Annotated in this window: 18 protein-coding genes and 1 tRNA gene; 6 read left to right on the forward strand and 13 right to left on the reverse strand. The window is 48.5% G+C overall.

Going from position 1 to position 20,801, the window contains the following annotated elements; genetic code table 11:
- Nucleotides 1–82: 82 nt before the first annotated feature.
- From EPD17_RS02505 to EPD17_RS02540, 8 genes are all read right to left on the reverse strand, one after another.
- The gene (locus EPD17_RS02505; RefSeq protein WP_132051502.1) at nt 83–511 is read right to left on the reverse strand and encodes a rhodanese-like domain-containing protein; all 429 of its coding nucleotides are present in this window, start codon (nt 509–511) and stop codon (nt 83–85) included.
- A gap of 54 nt (nt 512–565) precedes the next feature.
- Nucleotides 566–1,576 carry a YpdA family putative bacillithiol disulfide reductase gene (locus EPD17_RS02510; RefSeq protein ID WP_132051504.1) on the reverse strand — a complete coding sequence of 337 codons (1,011 nt, stop codon included), beginning with the start codon at nt 1,574–1,576 and terminating at the stop codon, nt 566–568.
- Between the two features lie 88 nt (nt 1,577–1,664).
- The gene (locus EPD17_RS02515; RefSeq protein ID WP_132051506.1) at nt 1,665–3,320 is read right to left on the reverse strand and encodes an ArnT family glycosyltransferase; all 1,656 of its coding nucleotides are present in this window, start codon (nt 3,318–3,320) and stop codon (nt 1,665–1,667) included.
- Between the two features lie 585 nt (nt 3,321–3,905).
- Nucleotides 3,906–5,057: a methionine aminotransferase gene (locus EPD17_RS02520; RefSeq protein WP_132051508.1), complete on the reverse strand. Its 1,152-nt coding sequence runs from the start codon at nt 5,055–5,057 to the stop codon at nt 3,906–3,908.
- A 65-nt stretch (nt 5,058–5,122) separates the two neighbouring features.
- Complete coding sequence (locus EPD17_RS02525; RefSeq protein ID WP_132051510.1) at nt 5,123–5,512, reverse strand: RidA family protein; 390 nt, start codon at nt 5,510–5,512, stop codon at nt 5,123–5,125.
- 48 nt (nt 5,513–5,560) lie between these two features.
- The gene (locus EPD17_RS02530) at nt 5,561–6,298 is read right to left on the reverse strand and encodes a 3'-5' exonuclease (protein WP_132051512.1); all 738 of its coding nucleotides are present in this window, start codon (nt 6,296–6,298) and stop codon (nt 5,561–5,563) included.
- 320 nt (nt 6,299–6,618) lie between these two features.
- Nucleotides 6,619–7,713, reverse strand: coding sequence for a mannose-1-phosphate guanylyltransferase (locus tag EPD17_RS02535; RefSeq protein WP_240040712.1), 1,095 nt, complete (start codon nt 7,711–7,713; stop codon nt 6,619–6,621).
- 92 nt (nt 7,714–7,805) lie between these two features.
- Nucleotides 7,806–8,771: a KpsF/GutQ family sugar-phosphate isomerase gene (locus EPD17_RS02540; RefSeq protein WP_240040713.1), complete on the reverse strand. Its 966-nt coding sequence runs from the start codon at nt 8,769–8,771 to the stop codon at nt 7,806–7,808.
- A 270-nt stretch (nt 8,772–9,041) separates the two neighbouring features.
- Here EPD17_RS02540 and recQ point away from each other — a divergent pair, with 270 nt between their 5' ends.
- Both recQ and EPD17_RS02550 read left to right on the forward strand, forming a co-directional pair.
- Nucleotides 9,042–11,309, forward strand: coding sequence for a DNA helicase RecQ (gene recQ / locus EPD17_RS02545; RefSeq protein ID WP_132051514.1), 2,268 nt, complete (start codon nt 9,042–9,044; stop codon nt 11,307–11,309).
- Between the two features lie 149 nt (nt 11,310–11,458).
- Nucleotides 11,459–11,531: transfer RNA gene (locus EPD17_RS02550), tRNA-Phe, on the forward strand.
- Nucleotides 11,532–12,066: 535 nt separating this feature from the next.
- Here EPD17_RS02550 and EPD17_RS02555 read toward each other — a convergent pair.
- The 4 genes from EPD17_RS02555 to ybeY all read right to left on the reverse strand — a co-directional run bounded on the left by EPD17_RS02555 (nt 12,067) and on the right by ybeY (nt 16,274).
- A complete protein-coding gene (locus EPD17_RS02555; protein ID WP_132051516.1) occupies nt 12,067–13,113 on the reverse strand; it encodes a hypothetical protein in 1,047 nt (348 codons plus the stop codon).
- Between the two features lie 196 nt (nt 13,114–13,309).
- Nucleotides 13,310–15,202 carry a tRNA uridine-5-carboxymethylaminomethyl(34) synthesis enzyme MnmG gene (mnmG, locus tag EPD17_RS02560; RefSeq protein ID WP_240040714.1) on the reverse strand — a complete coding sequence of 631 codons (1,893 nt, stop codon included), beginning with the start codon at nt 15,200–15,202 and terminating at the stop codon, nt 13,310–13,312.
- A gap of 13 nt (nt 15,203–15,215) precedes the next feature.
- Nucleotides 15,216–15,827: a hypothetical protein gene (locus tag EPD17_RS02565; RefSeq protein WP_132051518.1), complete on the reverse strand. Its 612-nt coding sequence runs from the start codon at nt 15,825–15,827 to the stop codon at nt 15,216–15,218.
- A 93-nt stretch (nt 15,828–15,920) separates the two neighbouring features.
- Entirely contained in the window at nt 15,921–16,274 is a 354-nt protein-coding gene (gene ybeY, locus EPD17_RS02570; protein WP_240040715.1) for an rRNA maturation RNase YbeY, read from the reverse strand.
- Between the two features lie 132 nt (nt 16,275–16,406).
- On the opposite strand from ybeY, the gene EPD17_RS02575 reads away from it, so the two are divergent.
- Both EPD17_RS02575 and nadD read left to right on the forward strand, forming a co-directional pair.
- Complete coding sequence (locus EPD17_RS02575) at nt 16,407–16,634, forward strand: FeoA family protein (protein WP_204743264.1); 228 nt, start codon at nt 16,407–16,409, stop codon at nt 16,632–16,634.
- A gap of 9 nt (nt 16,635–16,643) precedes the next feature.
- Nucleotides 16,644–17,225: a nicotinate (nicotinamide) nucleotide adenylyltransferase gene (gene nadD / locus EPD17_RS02580; RefSeq protein ID WP_114234609.1), complete on the forward strand. Its 582-nt coding sequence runs from the start codon at nt 16,644–16,646 to the stop codon at nt 17,223–17,225.
- On the opposite strand, the gene chrA is transcribed toward nadD, so the two are convergent.
- Nucleotides 17,213–18,454 (reverse strand): chromate efflux transporter, encoded by a 1,242-nt coding sequence (gene chrA, locus EPD17_RS02585; RefSeq protein WP_132051522.1) that lies wholly within the window; start codon nt 18,452–18,454, stop codon nt 17,213–17,215. The genes nadD and chrA overlap by 13 nt on opposite strands.
- A gap of 79 nt (nt 18,455–18,533) precedes the next feature.
- On the opposite strand from chrA, the gene EPD17_RS02590 reads away from it, so the two are divergent.
- Together EPD17_RS02590 and EPD17_RS02595 are read left to right on the forward strand one after the other, a co-directional pair.
- A complete protein-coding gene (locus tag EPD17_RS02590) occupies nt 18,534–19,835 on the forward strand; it encodes an amidohydrolase (protein ID WP_204743266.1) in 1,302 nt (433 codons plus the stop codon).
- A complete protein-coding gene (locus EPD17_RS02595) occupies nt 19,832–20,800 on the forward strand; it encodes a serine hydrolase (RefSeq protein ID WP_132051524.1) in 969 nt (322 codons plus the stop codon). Before EPD17_RS02590 ends, EPD17_RS02595 begins: the two co-directional genes overlap by 4 nt.
- Nucleotide 20,801 lies beyond the last annotated feature (1 nt).

A 20,801-nucleotide genomic window follows, 5' to 3' on the forward strand; every position in this document is an offset into this window, starting at 1 on the left:
GATACCGCATACCACAAGTCACTTCTGCGCCTCGCAATGACGAGCAAGCACAAACAAAAATGCCCGCAACTGCGGGCATTTCTTATTTCACGGTTGGATAACCTTTATCAATCCAGTCCGTTTTTAAATTCTTAGGAATGTTGAGCAGGTAATAATTCGTAAAGCCGCCGTCTTTCAATGCCTGTATGGCCGGCCGCACATTGGGGCATTGTGCAAAAGGGCAACATCCGCAATACACCACTATTTTATCTTCCTTTTTTTTACCTGACAGCAGTTTGCCAAATGCTGCAATGTTTTCTTCATCGCTGCCGGGGCCGATATCCACAGAGTTGGGAATCAGCGCACCGGGGCCTACCGATACAATCAGCGGAAACTTGCTGTTTTCTTTTAAAACTGTGGCCAGTGCAGCAGGTTCCATCAATTGTTTTTCGGTCCAGTTAATGGGCTTTTGCGCCCCTGCTGGCAGCGACGTGCACAAAAAAGATATAACGAGTGTGGATAAAGTTTTCATGATTGTTCAAAGTTAAAGGCTGCGTTTGCCGCAAAGACAGCAAGGCGCCAAGTTTCACAAAGTATTCTTAGTGCTGCTTTCTGTCTTTCTGTCGTGGTGGCTCTTTTTCAGGATGGCTTCAATGATCTTGGGTGCATGCTCTCTTGAGTTTTCAATAAACCAGCTATGCGTATCCATACCGCCACACACTACACCGGCAAGATAGAGGCCGGATACATTTGTTTCCATGGTGTCTGGGTTATAAGCTGGTGCTAATTTGTCGTCATCAGAAAGCTGCACACCAAATGATCGCAGCAGGTTAAAATTGGGTTGATAACCGGTCATGGCCATTACATAATCGTTCGGTATGGTTACTATTCCATCCGCTGTTTGTATGTCCACTTCATCTGCACGGATAGCCACCAGTTTCGAATTAAAATAAGCCTTGATGCTGCCTTCTTTAATGCGGTTTTCAATGTCGGGTTTTACCCAGTATTTTACCCGCCTGCCTATTTCACTTTCACGCACCACAATTGTTACCTGTGCACCCTTGCGCCATGTTTCCAGCGCCACATCCACACTCGAGTTATTGGCACCTACCACCAATACGTTTTGGAATGCATAAAAATGCGGATCGTAGTAATAGTGGCGCACTTTAGGCAGGTCTTCGCCGGGTATGTTCAGTAAGTTGGGGATATCGTAAAAGCCGGTGGCAACAATAATATTTTTCGCTTCGTACGTTGCTTTGTTCGTTGTAACAGTAAAACCATTTGCATCTTTTTGCACACCGGTTACGGGTTCAAACAAACGGATATTGAGATCGTAATTGATGGTTACGCGGCGGTAGTATTCCAACGCTTCCGAGCGGGTAGGTTTTGGTTGTATGGAAACAAAAGGAACACCGCCAATTTCCAACCGTTCAGAGGTGGAAAAAAAGGTCATGTTCAATGGGTAATTATACAGCGAGTTTACGAGGCAACCTTTTTCCACAATCACATAACTCAGTCCCGCTTTTTTTGCTTCGATACCGCAAGCCAGGCCAATGGGCCCACTACCAATGATCAGTATATCCAATGCGTTGTTCATGTTGCTGCTTTTGTGAAGGTCTAAGGTTTAAAGTTTAAGGTTAGTGTAATGGTGAATCCAACTTTAAACATTAGACTTTAAACCTACATCAATCCTGTTTTGTTCCTACTATTTCTACAAGTGCCAGTTCTGTCAAGGCTTTGCGGCGTGTGGCCGGATTGATGAATGTGCCGGTCAGTTGTGTTACGCTGTAATCTCTGTGCCGCATGATGTTGCCCAGGCGGTATTTGCTGCGCAGTGCTGCAATGCCGGTACTGTCGGCCAGCACCCATGCAGGTTTGCCGCTTTCCACCCATCCTTGGGGCAATGGTTTGGCCAATGTTTGTGTATAAAAATCAAAAGAAAATGCACGGATGCCGGGTTGTTGAAACAGGTTTTCCCGATAAACACCGGTTGCTTTTTTTGCCAACTCGTTGCCGCCCTGGTAGGTTAACAACTGCGGGTAAAAATTGCCATTGAGCAGGCTCCAAACCAGCACCGATGTAACCGCCGAACCGGTGATGATGCGCTGCCAGCGGCCGGGTTCATTTTTCAAAATCCAGTAACTCAAACTTACCAGCAACAAGAAGCCAGCAATCACCCAAATGTTATACACAGGAAATGCCCAGATGTTGATCAAACCCACTGCGAGCAATAAGATCACGCAGATCACTGATTGCAAAATGGCGTAGGGTTTGGGCCTGCGGTCTTCCCGCTTCCATTGTTGTATAAAGCCCGCCAGCAATACCGCAGCGGCAGGAAAAGTGATGTTGAGATAATGCGGCAGTTTGAACCCGGAAAACGTTAGGATCAATGCAATGGGAACAATGGTGCCCAGTGTAAACCACTCCCATCGGCGGGCGGTAATAGAGCGGAAGCGGTGCGCCATGGCCACAAATGCCCAAACGCTCCACGGTGCAAAAGCCCACAGAAAAGAGTGGATAAAAAAGAAGTAATCATTCTTTGCATCGGAGCCGAAAGAGTCGCCCTGGAAGCGTTCGGTGTTTTGCTGCCACAGGATAAATTTTACACCCGAAATGTTGTTGCGGCCCCGTACAACAGTTTCCGGGTGCATGTCGTATTGCAGGTAATAAGCATATACAACAGGCGAAATAAATAAGGCAAATGCAGCAAGGATCAGCAACAGTTGCGGATGATAAAAGCTGCGCCAATTTTTGGTGTTGAGGATGTAAAAAAATGCGCCTGCTGCAGGTGTTACTACAGCAATATGGCCTTTGGTGCAAAAGCCCAAAGCCAGTCCCAGTGCGGCACCTATGGCAAACTTCGCTTTTTTGTGTTTGATCCATTCCACCAGTTGCCACGATGATAGCGCCACACATGCAGTTAGAATCGCATCCATCCGTACGTCCATGTTGGCCAGCATATAAGCCAGTGCGGATGCTACAATCAAAGCAGCCAGTTTACCTGCTTCGTTGTTATATAAAGCTTTGCCCAACCGGTAAGTGGCATAGGTGCCCATAATGGTGAATAAAAACGAAGGCAGTTTGTAAGCAAACGTGGTAACGCCAAATATTTTATAGCTCAGGGCTGCCAGCCAAAAGTGCAGGTGCGGTTTATCGAGGTAAGGCACGCCGGCGTCAATGAGGCTTACATAATCGCCGGTGAGGTGCATGTGCAAGGCAATGACGGCATGGTGCGCTGAGTCGTTGTCCATGAGCGGCACAAACAGCCCAATGATATAAACAATGCCCAACAGCGGAAATAAAACACGGTAACTGTTCTGCGACAGGAGCGGAGTGGTCAATGCACAATGATTTGTGCAAAGGTAGGAACCGGGGGAGCAGAATAACGAACAGACGAACAAGGAACAGATGAATGTAGAAAGCAGGTGAGAAGGTTGAATTATGAATTATGAGTTATGAATTGGGCATCCATCCCAATAATTAATAATTGGCGTAGCCCAAACCTGTGGGTAGCAGAGGTAAAACTAAAATCAATTTTATGCTGTTGATCGTAGATCAACCCTATGGATTGAAATGGATGCCCCAAAATTGTAACCAAGTTCTCAGGGTTGGGCTATGCCCAACAGGATGCTTAAAACTGATTATTTGCTACTGTTTTAATGCTACCAACGGGTTTGGGCTACGCCCAATATTTATACAGCTTATCAATCCTGTTTTTATTTAAATCCACAATCGTTTTCCTTCCGGTTACATTTCTTTCTCCTCATGAAATCAATAATTCAATAATCAATCATCCAATAATAAATAATCATTCAAATAGTGATCATTGGCTGTTTCCTTCTGCAGTTCAACATTCCTTGTTCCTTGTTCGGTTTTCTCCCACCCACTTCCTCTGTTCGAAATTCCTTGTTCGTCTGTTCGTTATTCTACAGGCTCACCAATCGTTCCACCGCTTGTTCCAGCGTGCTGTCTTTTTTTACAAAACAAAAACGAACCACGTTGTTATTCACATCATCCTGGTAAAAAGCAGAAAGCGGAATCACAGCCACACCGTGTTCCCGCACCAAGCGCTGTGCAAACTGTGCTTCGCCTTCGTCGGAAATATTTTTGTACGAATAACATTGAAAAAAGCTGCCCTTGCTCGACATCGGCTTGAAGCGGGTTTGCTGCATCAGGCCTTGCAAAAAATCGCGTTTTTGCTGCATGAACGAGCCCAGTTGCAGGTATGCATCGCGGTCTTTTAAATACTCGGCCAGCGCCACCTGCTTGGGCATATCGCAGCTAAAGCAATTAAACTGGTGCACTTTTCTAAATGCTTTCATCAATGTGGGTGGTGCAATGCTGTAGCCAATCTTCCAGCCCGTGCAGTGGTAATTTTTACCAAAGGAAAAAGAAACAAAACTGCGCTGCCGCAAGGCCGGGTACCGCAGAATGCTTTCGTGTTGTAGGCCATCCATCACCGTGTGTTCATACACTTCGTCGGAAATAATAATGATGTCGGTATCCTGCACCAGGCTTTGCAACTGCTGCATATCGTTTGCCGAAAGAATAGAACCCGTGGGGTTGTGCGGCGAGTTGATGATGATGGCCTTGGTGCGCCGGTTGATGCTTTCTTTTACCTGTTGCCAGGGCACACTATAGGTTGGAAACACCAGTGGGATCCGCACCGCTGTTGCGCCCAGCATTTCAATAGTGGGAATATAACAGTCGTACGCCGGTTCAAATACAATTACTTCATCGCCGGGATGCAGCACCGTGGCCATAGCGGTAAACAGGCCATAAGTGCCGCCTGCAGTAACGGTGATCTCGGTATCGGGGTTTACTTCCTGGTTGTATAAAAAAGATATTTTTTCTGAGATGGCTTCGCGCAGTGGCATATAGCCGTTCATGTGTGCATACTGGTTGTGGCCGTTGCGCATGGCCTGACACACCAGCGAGGTAAGCTTTTCGCTCATGTCAAAATCCGGAAAGCCCTGGCCCAGGTTAATGGCTTTGAGCTCGGCGGCCAGCACACTCATTACGGTAAAAATGGTGGTGCCCACATTGGGCAATTTGTCGGTAATCTGCAATTGGTGCATGTGGTGAATAGCTGATAAAGAAATAGCCCGCTGTAAAACGGGCTATGAAAATTAGGCTAATAAATCTATTCGGCGATGATTGCGGTGGCTTCTATTTCTATGAGGTATCCGGGCTCTATCAATGCACTCACTTCTACCATGGTGTTGCAGGGTTTTATTTCCTTAAAAAATTCGCTGTGTGCACGGCCATATTCCTGCCAGCGGCTGATGTCGGTTACAAACATGCGTACCCGCACCACATCTTTCATATCGGCGCCAGCACGCTTCAGCACTTCTGCTATTTTCTGGTAAATAAATCTGGTTTGTGCATACGCATCATCCGGCCCCACCACGGCACCATCGGGCCCCGAAGCCACCGTGCCGGTAACTTCAACCGTGTTGCCCACTTTTACGGCGCGGCTATAGCCTACTATGTTTTCCCATTTGGAGCCCGATGCGTAATTGGTGCGCTGCATGTTTCTGCTTTAAATAAAGAATCCATCTCTTTAAGAGATGGATTCTTTTTATGAAATGATGTCCATTTGCTGCACGTACTTGATCGTTACATTTTCAGGTTTGACCAGGGGCTGGCAGTGCATCCGCAGCAATATCTGTGTGAGTGTTACCACGTCTTTCTGGCAGTAAGTGGCAATGCGCTCCAGGTTTTTTTCTTTGTAATAAACCGAGTACACTTGGCTGCCATCAATGTCGTCTTTTGGCGATGGAATGCCGAGTGCCTGCGCCAGCAATTTCAGCGATGTATAACTCTTATAATCGCCAAATTTCCACATCTCCAAAGTATCGAGGTGGCGCACTTCCCAGGGTTTGCGGCCTGCAATTTTTAATGCTTCGGGTATTTCAATACCGTTGATGATCATGCGGCGGCACAGGTAGGGATAGTCAAATTCTTTCCCGTTGTGGGCGCACAAAAACTTTTCGGAACTGCCCGACCATTTTTGCAGCATGGCCGCAAACTGTGTGAGCAACTTGTGTTCATCGTCATCAAAAAAAGATTTGATGATCAGTTTTTTGTCGTCGCCCCCGCCTTGAATGCAACCGCACGAAATGCAGATGATTTTGCCAAACTCCGCGTAAATGCCGGCACGGTCGTAAATGCTTTCCGGTGTGTCCTGCTCTGGGTTGCGAATGAGGGTGCGGGCTTTATGGTCCCACAGTTCGCGCCACGATTCGGACAATTGTTCATAGTTCTCCGACTGCGCCACGGTTTCTATATCGAGGAAAAGTATGTTGTTGAAATTCATGACCGGTAATTATTCCAAAGTTCACTTACAGTTGCCACAATTCAAATTACTGGTTGGCAATGTGGAAAACAAATTTGGTTTTGGGAGGTTGATTAACAGCAGCCTTCCTGTCATTCTGAGCGCAGCGAAGGATCTAAGCTTACATTCAGTTTGATCTTGAAAATTGTAGGTAGCCTGTTTGTTTGCCAATATGTTTATTTGCAACACTCAGATCCTTCGCTGCGCTCAGGATGACAAAGGCAAGGGTCCTCTTAAATAGAAAAAGCACCAGAAGCTGGTGCCTTTCTTTTAACATTCAAGCGTATTTGCGGATAGCTTTTTTACAAAAACTTGTCACCAATATTGCGTTTTACTTCGGCAGTGTATTCTTTTATTTCCTGCTCTTTTTCTTTCTGGCAAATAAGCAGCACGTCCTTAGTGTCCACCACAATAAAATCATCTAGTCCCTGCAGCACCACCAGCTTTTCGTTGGAGGTATGCACCACGCAACGCGTAGCATCTACCACCATTACTTTTTTGCCGGCAACGGCATTGCCCAGGTAATCTTTTTCCATGTTTTCCCATGCGCTGTTCCAGGTGCCCAGGTCGCTCCAGCCAAATGAGGCCGGAATTACAAACACGTTATCTGCTTTTTCCATGATGCCGAAGTCGATGGAAATAGATGTGCACTGCGGGTAAATGTTTTCGAGTACGGCTGCTTCTTCGCTGGTGTTGAACTTGTCTTCATCGGCGGCAAACACTTCGTACATCTCGGGCAGGTGGCGCTGAAATGCAGCCAAGATGGTGCTCAGTTTCCAAACAAAAATGCCGGCGTTCCATAAAAAGTCGCCCGATTGTATAAAGGTTTCGGCCAGTTCGCGGTTGGGCTTTTCGGTGAATGTTTTTACGCGGTACACATCGGTGGCCACAGCTGCATCTTCATGCTGGATATAGCCATAACCAGTGTTGGGATACGTGGGTTTAATGCCCAGTGTTACCAGTGCATTTTTCTCTTCCACAAACTCCAGTGCACCGGCGCACACCTGCATAAATTTTTCTTCATCCAAAATCAGATGATCGGCGGGAGCTACAATCAATTTTGCATTAGCATCCAACTGCTGCAGCCGGAAAGAAATGTAGGCAATACAAGGTGCCGTGTTTTTGCGATACGGCTCCGCAATGATGTTGCTTTCGGGCAGGTGGGGCAGTTGTTCGCGGGTAATGTCCACATAGTCGCGGGCCGTTACCACAAAAATATTTTCGATGGGTACAAACTTTGTAAACCGCTCCAGTGTTTGCTGGATCAGCGTTTTGCCCGTGCCCAAAATGTCGAGGAATTGTTTGGGGTGATTTACCCGGCTGATGGGCCAAAAGCGGCTGCCGATGCCCCCGGCCATGATGGCCACGTATGTGTGTTTAGTGTCGTTGTTTACCACGTCGGATTGTTTTTAAGCCGGTCTTTTTTAGCAATGCAATAAAAGGCGCAGCGGGTTTTGGTTGTTTGTATAAAAATGTATTGTTTGTTTATTTAGATCAAACCTTCTTTTACCAGGTCGTGCAGTTGAATCATGCCCAGGTAGCGGCCGTCTTCTGTAACCGGCAAATGCGTGATCTCGTACTGGCGTAAAATGCCCAATGCGTTTACCGCCATTTCTCTTGGACCGATGTTCTTTGGGTTGCGGGTCATGATGTCGGTGGCTCGGATTTTATCGAGGCCATCACGTTCCAGCATGCGGCGCAGGTCGCCATCGGTAATGATGCCTACCAGTTCGCCGTTCCCTTTGGTTACTGCGGTTACACCCATGCGTTTGCGGGTCATTTCCACAATCACTTCTTTCAGGGTGGCGTCTTCCCGCACCTGCGGCTTTTCGTTGTCGCGGCACAGGTCGGCTACACGCAGGTATAGTTTTTTACCCAAAGTGCCGCCCGGGTGCAGCTTGGCAAAATCATCTACCTTAAATCCCTTTTGCTGCATCAGGCACACGGCAATGGCATCGCCCATTACCAGTTGTGCAGTGGTGCTGGTGGTGGGCGCCAGGTTGTTGGGACAAGCCTCGGCATCTACCGTTGTGTTGAACACATGATCGGCATTTCGGGCCAGGTATGATGCGGTATTGCCCACCATTGCCATCAGTTTGTTGCCAAAATTTTTAATGAGGGGTACCAGCACTTTTATCTCCGGGCTTTCGCCGCTTTTGGAAATAATGATCACCGCGTCGCTTTGCTGCACCATGCCCAGGTCGCCATGGATGGCATCGGCGGCATGTAAAAAAATGGCTGGCGTGCCGGTGGAGTTGAGTGTAGCCACGATCTTTTGTGCAATGATGGCGCTTTTGCCAATACCGCTAATCACGATGCGGCCTTGGCAGGCAGCCAGCGTAGCAATGGCCTGTTCAAAATCCTCGTTTACAAACTGCGCCAGCCTACTAATTGCTTCAGCTTCCATTGTAATGGTGCGCAGTGCTTCTTGCTGTATGGAGCTAATCTTTTCCAAGGCCGCAAAAATAGCGCATTTCCGGTGCAGGCCCTTCACCGGTTAAAAAGCCGGTTTTAACCTTTTTAACAATTGCATTGCCCGCCTACTTCGTTAAATTCGCATACTTTTCGAAACGCCCTACGGGCCGCCATTCTCTACCCTCCGGAAATAAAACATTTTGCGAGTTGTAGCAAGCTTTTGTAAGTGGCAATACCCTGCGGGCTAATATCAATTTGCACCAACACCAATATATGGTTGCTTTTTTTAAAGCAATAAACAAGAATCAAAATGGCCACTACGCGAAAAAGAGTTTCTACCCGAAAAACCAACACCCCGGCTGTTGCAGTTGCTTCCCCAACACTTGACCTGGAAGCTGCATTACAGGAACATTTCGGTTTCAAAAAGTTTAAAGGACAACAGGAAGAGATCATCCGCTCCCTGCTTTCGGGCCGCGATACATTTGTGATCATGCCCACCGGTGGCGGCAAAAGCCTTTGCTACCAACTGCCCGCCATTGTAAGCGAAGGTGTGGCCATCATCATCAGCCCGCTCATTGCACTGATGAAAAACCAGGTGGACCTGGTGCGTGGCTACAGTGAAAAGGACGATGTGGCGCATTTCCTGAACTCCACACTCACCAAAAAAGAAATTAAAGTGGTGCAGGATGACCTGCAGGCCGGCCGCACCAAAATGTTGTACGTTGCCCCGGAAACACTCACCAAGCAGGATAACCTTGATTTCTTCAAAGCATTGAAGATTTCATTTTTTGCGGTGGACGAAGCACACTGTATTTCGGAGTGGGGCCACGATTTCCGCCCCGAGTACCGCCGCCTGCGCGATATGATGGATGTGATTGCGCCTGAGTCGCCGGTGATTGCGCTGACGGCTACCGCCACGCCCAAAGTGCAGAGCGATATTGTAAAGAACCTCGGCCTGCGCGACCACAACACGTTTATCTCTTCGTTTAACCGCACCAATCTTTACTACGAAATTCTGCCCAAGGTTAAAAAAGACGATACGCTGAAAAGCATCGCCAAGTTTATTGTGCAGAACAAGGGCAAGAGCGGTATCATTTATACCCTCAACCGCAAAACCACCGAAGAACTGGCCGATATGCTGATGGCCAACGGTGTAAAAGCGGTGGCTTACCACGCCGGCCTCGATGCCAAGCTGCGTGCCGACCGGCAGGACCAGTTTCTAAATGAAGACGTGCAGGTAATTGTAGCAACCATTGCCTTTGGCATGGGCATCGACAAGCCTGATATCCGCTTTGTGATCCACTTTAATATTCCAAAGTCGATTGAAAATTATTACCAGGAAACAGGCCGTGCCGGCCGTGATGGACTGGAAGGAAAATGTATCCTCTATTATTCGCACAAAGATGTGTCGAAGCTGGAGCACCTGATGCGCGACAAGCCGCTGAGCGAACGTGAAGTGGGTGCCCAACTGATCAACGAAACAGTGGCTTATGCCGAAAGTGGCGTGTGCCGCCGCAAAGTGCTCATGAGCTATTTTGGCGAGGAGTACACCACCGAGAACTGCGGCCTGTGCGATAACTGCAAGCATCCGAAAGAACGGGTTGAGGCTAAGGAAAACATAGTACTGATGCTGCAAACCATCATGGCGCTTGATGAGCGTTTTGCTACTGACTACGTGGTGCAGATCACCAGTGGCATTCTTACACCCAAGATCAAAATGTTCCGCCACGAAGGGCTGGATGTTTTTGGCAAGGGCAAAGAGCAACCGCAGCATTTCTGGAATTCACTTATCCGCCAGATGTTGCTGGAAGATTTGCTGCACAAAGACATTGAAGAATACGGCGTGCTGAAGATCACCGACAAAGGCCACCAGTTTTTGAAAAAGCCCAAGTCGTTTTCCATTGTGCTCAGCAACCTGTTTGAAGAAGCCAATGCCGACGACGATGAAGCCGCAGCAGCGGCCGATGCTGCGGGTGCTGCCGTTACCGATGAAAAGCTTTTTGAGATGCTGAAAGAACTGCGTCAGAAAGAAGCTAAGCGTAAGGGTTTGCCGCCGTTCGTTATTTTCCTGGAAACTTCGTTACAGGATATGGCCACGCTGTTTCCTACCACCATTCCGGAGTTGGAAAAATGCAGTGGCGTAAGCAAAGGAAAGGCTGCTCGCTATGGCAAGCCGTTTATAGAAATGGTGGCCAGCTACGTGGAGGAAAACAACATCACCAAGCCGGATGATTTTGTGATGAAAAGCGTGGTGAACAAAAGCGGCAACAAGGTGCACATCATCATGCAGGTGGACAAGAAAATTCCGCTGCCGGATATTGCCAAGGCAAAAGACCTGCGCATGGATGCACTGCTGGAAGAAATGGAAACCATTGCGGCCAGCGGCACCAAGCTGAACCTGGATTACGCCATCAACGATATGCTGGATGAGTACGAGCAGGAAGAGATCATGGAGTATTTTAAGAGCTGCGAGGTATCGTCGCTGCAACTGGCGCAGGAAGAACTGGCCGACAGTAACTACAACTGGGAGCAGTTAAAGATCATGCGGATCAAGTTCCTGAGTGTGTATGGCAACTAAGTTTTTCTAAGCAAAGCAACGCTGTATAAGCTATTGGCGTACAAAGGGAAAGCAAACTATATTTAAAAACTCTTGCTCTTTTTTGCGCTTTATATCCCTGAGTTCCTTATTTTTGCTGCCCGTTCAGCGGTAAAATGCGGAACACGGATGGTGCGGTAGCTCAGTCGGTAGAGCAAAGGACTGAAAATCCTTGTGTCGCCGGTTCGATCCCGGCCCACACCACAGAAGAAAGCCTGGTACTTTTGTATCGGGCTTTTTTTAATCCTGCAATTCATTCAAGCAAACTACTTATTAGGGTTTGTCATGCCGAACTTGTTTCGGCATCTCCAACTATTATTTACATCTTATTGAAAAATGTCGGGGCGTATTCAGCACTTATGGCACTTGCGAATAATGCAGGAGATGCCGAAACAAGTTCGGCATGACAAGTTTTCAACGCTAGACATCTATTGCAAAAACATGCTGTTTTAATAGTTACATCCATCTGGATAACCCCATAAAAAAACTCCCCTGCTTTACAGCAAGGGAGCAATTTCTTCAGGCGTTTAGGTAATGGTTCTTTTCATGGATTGGACGCCTGGGGTCTTTCAACAAAGGATTGGATCTGGACGGCTTTCTTAGGACAATCGGTTTGGTTTTTCTATAACTGTATTGGATAATTGAATGTAGCGCCATTTTCAATGCTGCAACGCTGGTCCGTTTTCTTTCTTGCAGCAATACCGGAACACTTTATTTGTGCATAAGTGTTTTCTCTCAATTATTTTCGGTTGTGGCCGGCCGTTAGTTCCTCTAATGTTTCCGGTTTCAAAATCATCGTTGCAATGTGCACCCGCCTCGATTCACGGATCACATCATTCGCGTTGTGGCGGGCATCACCATAGTATTTTTCATCGTTGCAGTTGAAGCAACTGAATACAAAACTAAGTTGCGACAGGTCGAGTTTACCCGCAGTTGAAGTGCTGCACAACATGCCTGAATTTTCAGCGCCCCAACCATAGAAGCTTACCGGCGATTCGTTGTGTGCCACCAGTTGGTCCAGCGTCATGGTTGGATACACGCCCTGCTTCGATACCCAGCGATTTTGCGATACAGAATTACTGTACTGCAGCGATGATTTGGTGTGGGGATTGCCGCCTACACGCACCTGCTCCAGTAGGCGCATGTTGTTGCCATCGTTCCAAATAAATACAGCTTCGTACGGGCTTTGTGGAAAGATCACCGAGCATGGCTGCTGGCTTTCATCGTCGGCTATAAACGCATCCTTGCGAACGTTGCCGGCACCAAACACCTGCACCAATTGCTGGTGCGAATCAAATTGCAACAGGTCTTCGGCAAACTGCAGGTCTTTTGCTTTGGGCAGCGGTTTGTTTTGTATAACGATGTTGTATAACCGCTTTCCTTCTTCCAGGTCTATTTCAGGCGAGGCAGTGATCAGCAATGAACCTTTTTCAAAAAGTTCGGTGTGCACTTTTGCTTTTAATTCGCCGGCTACAAAACCATCTGCTTTTATGCGCTGCTTCAGTAGGTCGTAATCTGTGGCGGTAATTTTTTCCAGGCGCAGCCAACCGCCGCGTCCGTTCCATTGCCGCGAAATAAAAAAGGCGTTGGCCGTGTCGCGGGTGTATTGCATGCGAACAAAATCCTGTTGCCGCTCTTCCGTCTGAAATCCTTTACGCGAAGCGTATTGCTGGAATTTTCTGGCACCGATGCCGGCCATGTTCAACAATTCGTTGAGCGATATGGTTTGGGCAGATAAATTTTGAAGCCCAGCTAACAGGGCCACCAGTAGGTAAAATTTTTTCATGTGCACAAGGGTTTGGTTAGCTATTGATGCATGCATTCAGCGCCATTGTTGGCGGGTATCGCCAACAATGGCCGTAAGGGTATGGGCATAAAAAGGGTGCCAACGAACGCTGGCACCCGCGATATATTATTGCAATTGAGTTGCGATGAATTTTTAAACGGCAATTATTGGAAAAAAATTTAGCCGTCAGCCATCGTCATCGGCCCATATACACCATCAGTATCTGCACATCGCTTGGGTTGATGCCCGAAATGCGGCTCGCTTGCCCCAATGTTTGCGGCCTGATCCGGTCCAGTTTTTCGCGGGCTTCAATGCTGAGCGCCTGAATTTTGCGGTAATTAAAACCTTCCGGTATCAGCAGGTCTTCCATTTGCTTCATGCGGGCAACCAGTTCGCGTTCCTTGTCAATGTACACCTGGTACTTGATCTGGATTTCGGCCTGCTCTTTCGATTCCTGGTCGAAAAGGGCGAGGTCGGCAGCTACTTTTGGCTGTGAGCTTTCTATTGCTTCGAGCCCAATATTTGGGCGCAGCAATATTTTTTCCAATCGCTGCTTTTCCTGAATCGGTGCACTGCCCAATGATTCCAGGAATGGGTTGGCTTCCGAAGGGTCCAACTGGGTAGCGCCGATTTTTTCCTTGATGGCTGCAACGGCAGCATTTTTTTCAATAACCCGGTCCATACGCTCCTGCGATGCCAGTCCCATGCGGTAACTCATTTCAGTCAGGCGCAGGTCGGCATTGTCCTGGCGTAGCAGGGTGCGGAACTCAGCCCTGGAAGTAAACATGCGGTAAGGCTCCTGTGTTCCTTTGCTGATCAGGTCATCAATCAACACGCCGATGTACGCATCGCTGCGGCGCAGGATAAACGGCGCTTCTCCCCTCCATTTCAGGTGTGCATTAATGCCCGCCATCAAGCCCTGGCAAGCAGCTTCTTCGTATCCGGTAGTGCCATTGATTTGGCCGGCAAAAAACAGGTTATCCAATCCTTTTGTTTCCAACGAATACCGAAGCTGCGTTGGCGGAAAGAAATCGTATTCAATAGCATAGCCTGGCCGGAAGAATCGAACGTTTTCAAAGCCGGGTACCATCCTTAACGCGGCGTGTTGCACCTCTTCCGGCAATGAGGTTGAAAAGCCATTTACATAGATCTCCACTGTATTCCACCCTTCTGGCTCAACAAAAATCTGGTGGCGTTCCCGCTCGGCAAAGCGGTTGATTTTGTCCTCAATACTGGGACAGTACCGTGGACCAGTTCCCTCAATGCGGCCGGCATACATTGGGCTCCGGTCGAAGCCGGTTTTCAGCATGTCGTGCACCTGGTTGTTGGTGTACGTGATCCAGCAACTGCGTTGTTGTTTGGGCTTGGGTGTATTGAGGTAAGAAAAGCCGGTGACTTCTTCGTCGCCTTTTTGCTCTTCCATTTTGGTGTAATCCAATGAGCGGCCATCTACCCGCGGCGGCGTTCCGGTTTTCAGGCGGTCGCTTTCAAAACCCAAGGATACTAGTTGCTCCGTAATTCCTTCTGCTGCCCGCTCAGCTACGCGGCCGCCGCCAAAGCGTTTTTCACCAATATGAATAACGCCATTAAGGAACGTACCGTTGGTGAGCACCACGGTTTTTGCCTTGATCTCGTGGCCTAGGCCGGTAATTACGCCGGTTACCCTATTTCCTTCTACCAGCAGGCCTTTCACCATATCTTGGTAAAACTCGAGGTTCGCAGTTTCTTCCAGGTGTTCGCGCCATTTTTGGGCAAACAACATGCGGTCATTTTGGGTTCGGGGGCTCCACATGGCAGGGCCTTTAGACCGGTTCAGCATCCGGAACTGGATCATCGACTCGTCGGACACAATGCCGGAATAGCCACCTAGCGCATCCACCTCCCGCACAATCTGGCCTTTGGCAATACCGCCCATGGCAGGGTTGCAACTCATTTGTGCAATGGTCTGCAGGTTCATGGTAATGAGCAAGGTTTTTGAACCGAGATTAGCTGCCGCGGCTGCGGCTTCACAACCGGCGTGGCCGGCACCAACTACAATAACGTCGTACTGCGGAAACATAGGTGCAAAAGTACCTGCAAAGCAGCGCAACTGCTGTTATTGCTTACGCAAACTTTTTAAAAAAGGTCTTTTCAAAAGCCAAGTCTTTAAAGGATATGCCGGTGTTCAGCCGCTCAAAGTCGGCTGCATCCCATTGGCGCATTGTTTCAATTTGCTCTTTGTGGCTGCTGAGGAATTGTGCCGTTTTGGATGCGGCGGCTTGTTGTGCGGCTTCCTGTATTTTTATCTTTTCCAGCATTTCCCCGCATTGCGCCAGCCCTGTGTGCTCAAATAGATTGGTGAAATAGGCCTTGGCCGTGAGTGCATCTACTTTTGATGGGCCTTCAGAATCCTGAATGTTGCCGGGCCGGATGTTGATGAAGTTCCAGCAAAGCTTAAGGTCTTGTTCATCTTCTAAGTTGAAGTAGTGGGTTGGGATAACGTGGTCGAGTTGCCAGACCGCCGAGAAATTATCCCAATTCATGTGCTCGTCGAACTGAACTTCTATCCATTGGCGGAATAGTGATGCGTCAAGGCCGAAATATGGTGCGTATTGCGTGGACTTCTGGCCTTCTAAAAGGTAACGGCGTAGCGCGATTTGCCATTTCTTTTTTTGACGGGTGTTTTGAATCTTGTTATTTACATTTTCCGCTGGTGTCCAACGTTTTCTTGCCATCGTTCAGGTTTCAAGTTGAAACTGTGTTATGTGGAACATTCCGCCACAAATGTAATATCGGTGTTTCGGTTTGAAACAGTGCTACGTGAAACATTATAAGAACATGCTCAGGTATTTGTCTTCCATCTGGCGCATCAGCTTCTGATCCTTCGTTGTTTTGTCTTTATAGCCGCAGAGGTGCAATGCCCCATGAAAAATAACCCGATGCAGTTCCCGCCGGTATGTTGTTTTGAAATTAACCGCATTATCCTTTACGCGGTCCCAGGAGATGTAAACATCTGAGTGAACGGGATCACCTTTTTGGTGGTAATGAAAGGTGATAATGTCTGTAAGTGTATCGTGGGATAGATATTGTTGATTCAGACCGAGTAGGTATTCATCCGTACAGAAGATGTAATTGATATGTTCAATCTCAGTCTCTTCCTGTTGAAAAAGATTGATCACCATTTCTTTGGTAGTGGTTCTGTTAGGAAACGAAAACTGTATGTCCGCGAAGTGAAACTGAATGGGAAAGGAAGCTTGCATTTCCAAAATTCGGTAATGAGCCGCAATTGAATGCAGTAGCTTTGCACTTTGATTATGGAAATGAAACTATCGAAGCTAAGACAAGGGCAGCGGGGAAAGATCAAGGGTTTTGCGAGTTCAGATCTGGAGCTGAAGTTGATGGAAATGGGCTGTATCCCGGGTGAATGGGTAGTGGTAGAACAGGTAGCGCCTCTTGGCGATCCCATTTCTATCCGTGTGGCGGGTTACTCGTTGAGCCTGCGCCTGAACGAAGCTGATCAAATTATTCTCGAAACCTTGTAGCAGCAATAGATGAAGACAGGGCTGTATTTCGGATCGTTTAATCCTATTCATATTGGGCATCTCATCATCGCCAATCATGTGCTCAATGAAACGGATCTCGACGAGGTTTGGTTTGTTATCTCCCCGCAAAATCCATTCAAGCCGTCTGCTACCCTCCTCAACGAATATGACCGGTTGCACCTGGTGCAAAAAGCAATCGATGGAGATCCACGACTAAAAGCGTCGGATGTGGAGTTTGCCCTACCGAAACCGTCTTATACCGCTGTAACGCTGGCCTATCTTGCGGAGAAGTACCCGACGCGGCAGTTCTCCATTCTAATGGGGAGCGACTCTTTTCAAAACCTACACAAATGGCACAACTATACAGCCATTACAGAACGTTATCCGCTCCTTGTTTACTTGCGTCCTGACTTTCCGGTTCGGGACAAATTGGGCGCAGATGTAACTATCCTTAAGGCGCCTTTGCTGGAGATATCCGCCACCCATATCCGCCAACTTATTTCAGAGAAGAAATCCATAAAGTACCTGGTGCCTGCGCCAATTGAGGCGGAGTTGGCCGAGAACCGCTTTTACAAAGTTCAAAGAAAGTAGCCCAACAGCAGACTGGCAACCACAATTACAGGCGACGGCAGGCGGGTAAATTTTAAAAGCAGGAATGTGGCCGACAGGATGCCAATGTTTACCATGGCTGTGGGAGTAAACTCCATCAGGGTAATATCTTTCAAAATGTAAAAGGTGGCCGCAATCATCACCCCTACTACTGCCGCATTAATACCTTCCAGCGACCGGTAAACGGCTGCGTATTTCTTCAAGTTATTCCAGACCGGGAAAAAGAATAAAACCAATAATGTGCTGGGTAGGAAAATAGCAACAGAGCCGATCACACAACCCAACACCTGCATTTCTTTTCCCAGATCTTTTAACGCCATGCCACCTGCAAAAGAGGCGATTGAGAACACAGGACCAGGAATGGCCCGCACAATGCCCATTCCGGTAGTCATATCCTCCTTACGGATGCGGATGGCCTCGGGGTTTTTTTCCTGTACCGCCTCCGGCCGCACCGAAAACTGTTCATACATCAGCGGCATCAATACGTGACCGCCGCCAAAAACAAATCCTCCCATCCTATACACATTCTCAAACAGGTTGATAACCTTTCGATTATGCCAGTTATTCACACGGGCTGTTTCACTAATGGTTCCAGTAATGACGAAAATGGCGACAAACACCCAGAGATTGCCCCATTTCAGCTTTTTGCGGGTTATATTTTGCTGTGGAATGCGTTTATGGCTCAGGTTGGTGGCAATGCCGCTCAGTACAATCAGGAGCGGAAATATCCAAGGTGACCGGAAAAAAGTATAAGTGGCTGCCGCAGCAACCAGCATAATGACCCAGGTAATAGTATTTCTAATAGACACTCCAAAAGCTGCTGCAGTTCCATATGCCAGAAAGCCAACAGCCATGGCCGGGATAAACTTGAAAATATCTGTGTGTAGCGAAGTCTTGTCGAAATAGTGGAGCAAAAACGAAAAAGCGCCCATCAGCAGGCATGCGGGCAGTATCCACACCAGCACCGTCAATGCCGCCAGCGGCAATCCTCCCCGCTTGTAGCCAATGAGCATTACGGTTTGCGTAGACGAAGCGCCGGGTAGCAGGCTGCAAAACGCGTTGTACTCGAGCAACTCTTCCTCGGTTACATAAGGGGTGCGGTGTACAAATGTTTTCAGCATCATGGCAATATGTGCCTGGGGCCCGCCAAATGCAGTTAAGCTGTACAGTAAAACACTTTTTAGAAAACGAACATGTCGCAACAAGGGCATGGGCTAAAATAGAAAAAAGAGAAAACTAAGCCCTTGATAATTAGCAGCTATCTTTAAATTGACCTAAATGTTCAACTAAATGATGCGTTTGTTCTTATCCATTTATCTTTTTCTGCTGAGTTCTGTTGCTGCTACAGCCCAAAGCAACAACTCCCCTGCCTGGCTCGCTACCGATGTGGATGCGCTTTTTGCCAAAACAGTCAGCTGGCGCAGGCAGCTCCACCAAAACCCGGAGCTATCTAATCGGGAAACCAATACCGCTAAATTAATTGCCGCTCACCTGAAATCGTTGGGCTTGCAAGTGCAAGAAGGCGTGGCCCACACCGGCGTGGTAGGTATTTTAAAAGGCGTAAAACCCGGCCCGGTCATCGGGCTACGTGCCGATATGGATGCCCTGCCCGTAACGGAAGAAACCGACCTGCCTTTTGCCTCTAAGGCCACCGCTACGTACAATGGACAGCAGGTGGGCGTAATGCATGCCTGCGGCCACGATACCCACGTAGCCATGCTGATGAGCGCCGCTGAGATACTGAGCAAACGCAAAGGGGAAATAGCCGGCACGGTAAAATTCATTTTTCAGCCGGCCGAGGAAGGTCCGCCCGCTGGTGAAGAAGGCGGTGCGCTGCTGATGATCAAAGAAGGCGTAATGGACAACCCTAAAGTGGATGCGATGTTTGGCCTGCACATCAACGCACAGACGCCGGTGGGGCAAATCCGCTACCGCGCCAGGGGCATGATGGCCGCAGCCGATTGGTTTACCATTACCATTAAAGGCAAGCAGGTACACGGCGCACAACCATGGCTGGGCGTAGATCCTGTGGTGGTGGGTGCCCAGGTAATCAATGGCTTGCAAACCATTGTGAGCCGGCAAATGGAGCTCACCAAGAACGCCGTGGTTATTTCCACTACTATTTTTAAAGGCGGTGTGCGGGAAAACATCATTCCTGAGCAGGCCCAGCTGGCCGGCACCATCCGCACCCTCGATACGGCCATGCGTACCGACGTCAAGCGCCGCATCCAGGTTATGGCAACGAACATTGCCGAGGCATCGGGTGCTACAGCCACGGTTTCGTTTGAGCCCAAAACCGCTATTGTATACAACGATCCGCCGCTGCTCCAGAAAATGATGCCCTCGCTGCAAAAAGCTACCGGCGGCAATTTGGTGGAGATGAATGCCGCAACCGGTGCAGAAGACTATTCGTTTTTTGCTGAAAAAGTACCGTCGCTGTTTTTGTACGTAGGTGGCCGCCCGCTCAATACTACCGAGCAACAATCGGCGCCGCACCACACCCCCAAGTTTTTTGTAGATGAAGAAGGCATGAAAACCGGCATCCGGGCTTTTTGCCAACTGGTGCTCGACTATCCTAAAGTGGCTAAATGATTTTGAATCAAAGGCGCAAAGCAATCATCCCGCTATACCATTGTTGCAAAAAGCTGCTCCTGAACAGATGGTGGTTGCCCATCCTCTTGCTCTGTATTACTCCTGCCCTACAGGCGCAGAAGCGGGATAAAAAACTGCAGCAGGCCATTGAGCAAATGGCAGTTGGCTTTGGCGGCCAGGTGGGTATTTATGTGAAAGACCTGCATTCGGGGAAGGTAGCGGCCTATAATGCCGATACTATTTTCCCAACCGCCAGCATTGTAAAAATTCCCATCGCTGTGGGCATCATGCAAAAGCTGGAACGCGGTGAGCTGACGTATCATCAGCCGTTGGTTTATAAAGACTCGTTGCTGTATCCCGGTGTTGATATTTTAGGCTCGTTTAAAAATGGGGAGCAAATCGACCTCAGCAAAGTGTTGATGCTAATGCTCACCACCAGTGACAATACCGCCAGCCTGTGGCTGCAATCGCTGGCAGGTGGCGGCACCACCATTAATGTCCTCATGGATACGCTTGGTTTCCCGCAGCTAGGTGTCAACTCCAGGACTCCAAGCCGCGAAGCAGACCGGGAAGTATACGGCTGGGGCCAAATGACGCCCCGCGCCATTGCGGGCTTGATGGAGGAAATCTACCGGCGCCGGGTGATATCGCCCGCTGCTTCCGACCGAATGCTGCGCCTGCTGAACCGCAACTATTGGGATGCCGAAGCGCTCAGCGAAATAGCTCCATATGCTGCTGTTTTTAGTAAAAATGGTGCGGTAAATGAGTCGCGGAGCGAAGTAGTGCTGGTGCGTGGAAAAAAGTCTGCCTACCTGTTTTGTATCGCCACCAAAAACAACCACGACCAAAGCTGGACACCTGCCAACCAAGCCTGGACCTTAACCCGGAAATTGTCGGCTTACTTATGGCAGCATTTTGAAGGAAAGGATTGGACGCCTGCCGACGGTGCGGACAAGTTTCAATAAA

The organism is Pseudocnuella soli, from assembly GCF_004347775.1.
Classification (GTDB): domain Bacteria; phylum Bacteroidota; class Bacteroidia; order Chitinophagales; family Chitinophagaceae; genus Flavisolibacter; species Flavisolibacter aquaticus.

Bases quoted from the DNA above. Each gene is read 5' to 3' on its own strand.
- EPD17_RS02505 (WP_132051502.1), bottom strand. From the start codon at position 511: ATGAAAACTTTATCCACACTCGTTATATCTTTTTTGTGCACGTCGCTG.
- EPD17_RS02510 (WP_132051504.1), bottom strand. From the start codon at position 1,576: ATGAACAACGCATTGGATATACTGATCATTGGTAGTGGGCCCATTGGC.
- EPD17_RS02520 (WP_132051508.1), bottom strand. From the start codon at position 5,057: ATGCACCAATTGCAGATTACCGACAAATTGCCCAATGTGGGCACCACC.
- EPD17_RS02525 (WP_132051510.1), bottom strand. From the start codon at position 5,512: ATGCAGCGCACCAATTACGCATCGGGCTCCAAATGGGAAAACATAGTA.
- EPD17_RS02530 (WP_132051512.1), bottom strand. From the start codon at position 6,298: ATGAATTTCAACAACATACTTTTCCTCGATATAGAAACCGTGGCGCAG.
- recQ (WP_132051514.1), top strand. From the start codon at position 9,042: ATGGCCACTACGCGAAAAAGAGTTTCTACCCGAAAAACCAACACCCCG.
- EPD17_RS02555 (WP_132051516.1), bottom strand. From the start codon at position 13,113: ATGAAAAAATTTTACCTACTGGTGGCCCTGTTAGCTGGGCTTCAAAAT.
- EPD17_RS02565 (WP_132051518.1), bottom strand. From the start codon at position 15,827: ATGGCAAGAAAACGTTGGACACCAGCGGAAAATGTAAATAACAAGATT.
- ybeY (WP_240040715.1), bottom strand. From the start codon at position 16,274: ATGGTGATCAATCTTTTTCAACAGGAAGAGACTGAGATTGAACATATC.
- EPD17_RS02575 (WP_204743264.1), top strand. From the start codon at position 16,407: ATGGAAATGAAACTATCGAAGCTAAGACAAGGGCAGCGGGGAAAGATC.
- nadD (WP_114234609.1), top strand. From the start codon at position 16,644: ATGAAGACAGGGCTGTATTTCGGATCGTTTAATCCTATTCATATTGGG.
- chrA (WP_132051522.1), bottom strand. From the start codon at position 18,454: ATGCCCTTGTTGCGACATGTTCGTTTTCTAAAAAGTGTTTTACTGTAC.
- EPD17_RS02590 (WP_204743266.1), top strand. From the start codon at position 18,534: ATGATGCGTTTGTTCTTATCCATTTATCTTTTTCTGCTGAGTTCTGTT.
- EPD17_RS02595 (WP_132051524.1), top strand. From the start codon at position 19,832: ATGATTTTGAATCAAAGGCGCAAAGCAATCATCCCGCTATACCATTGT.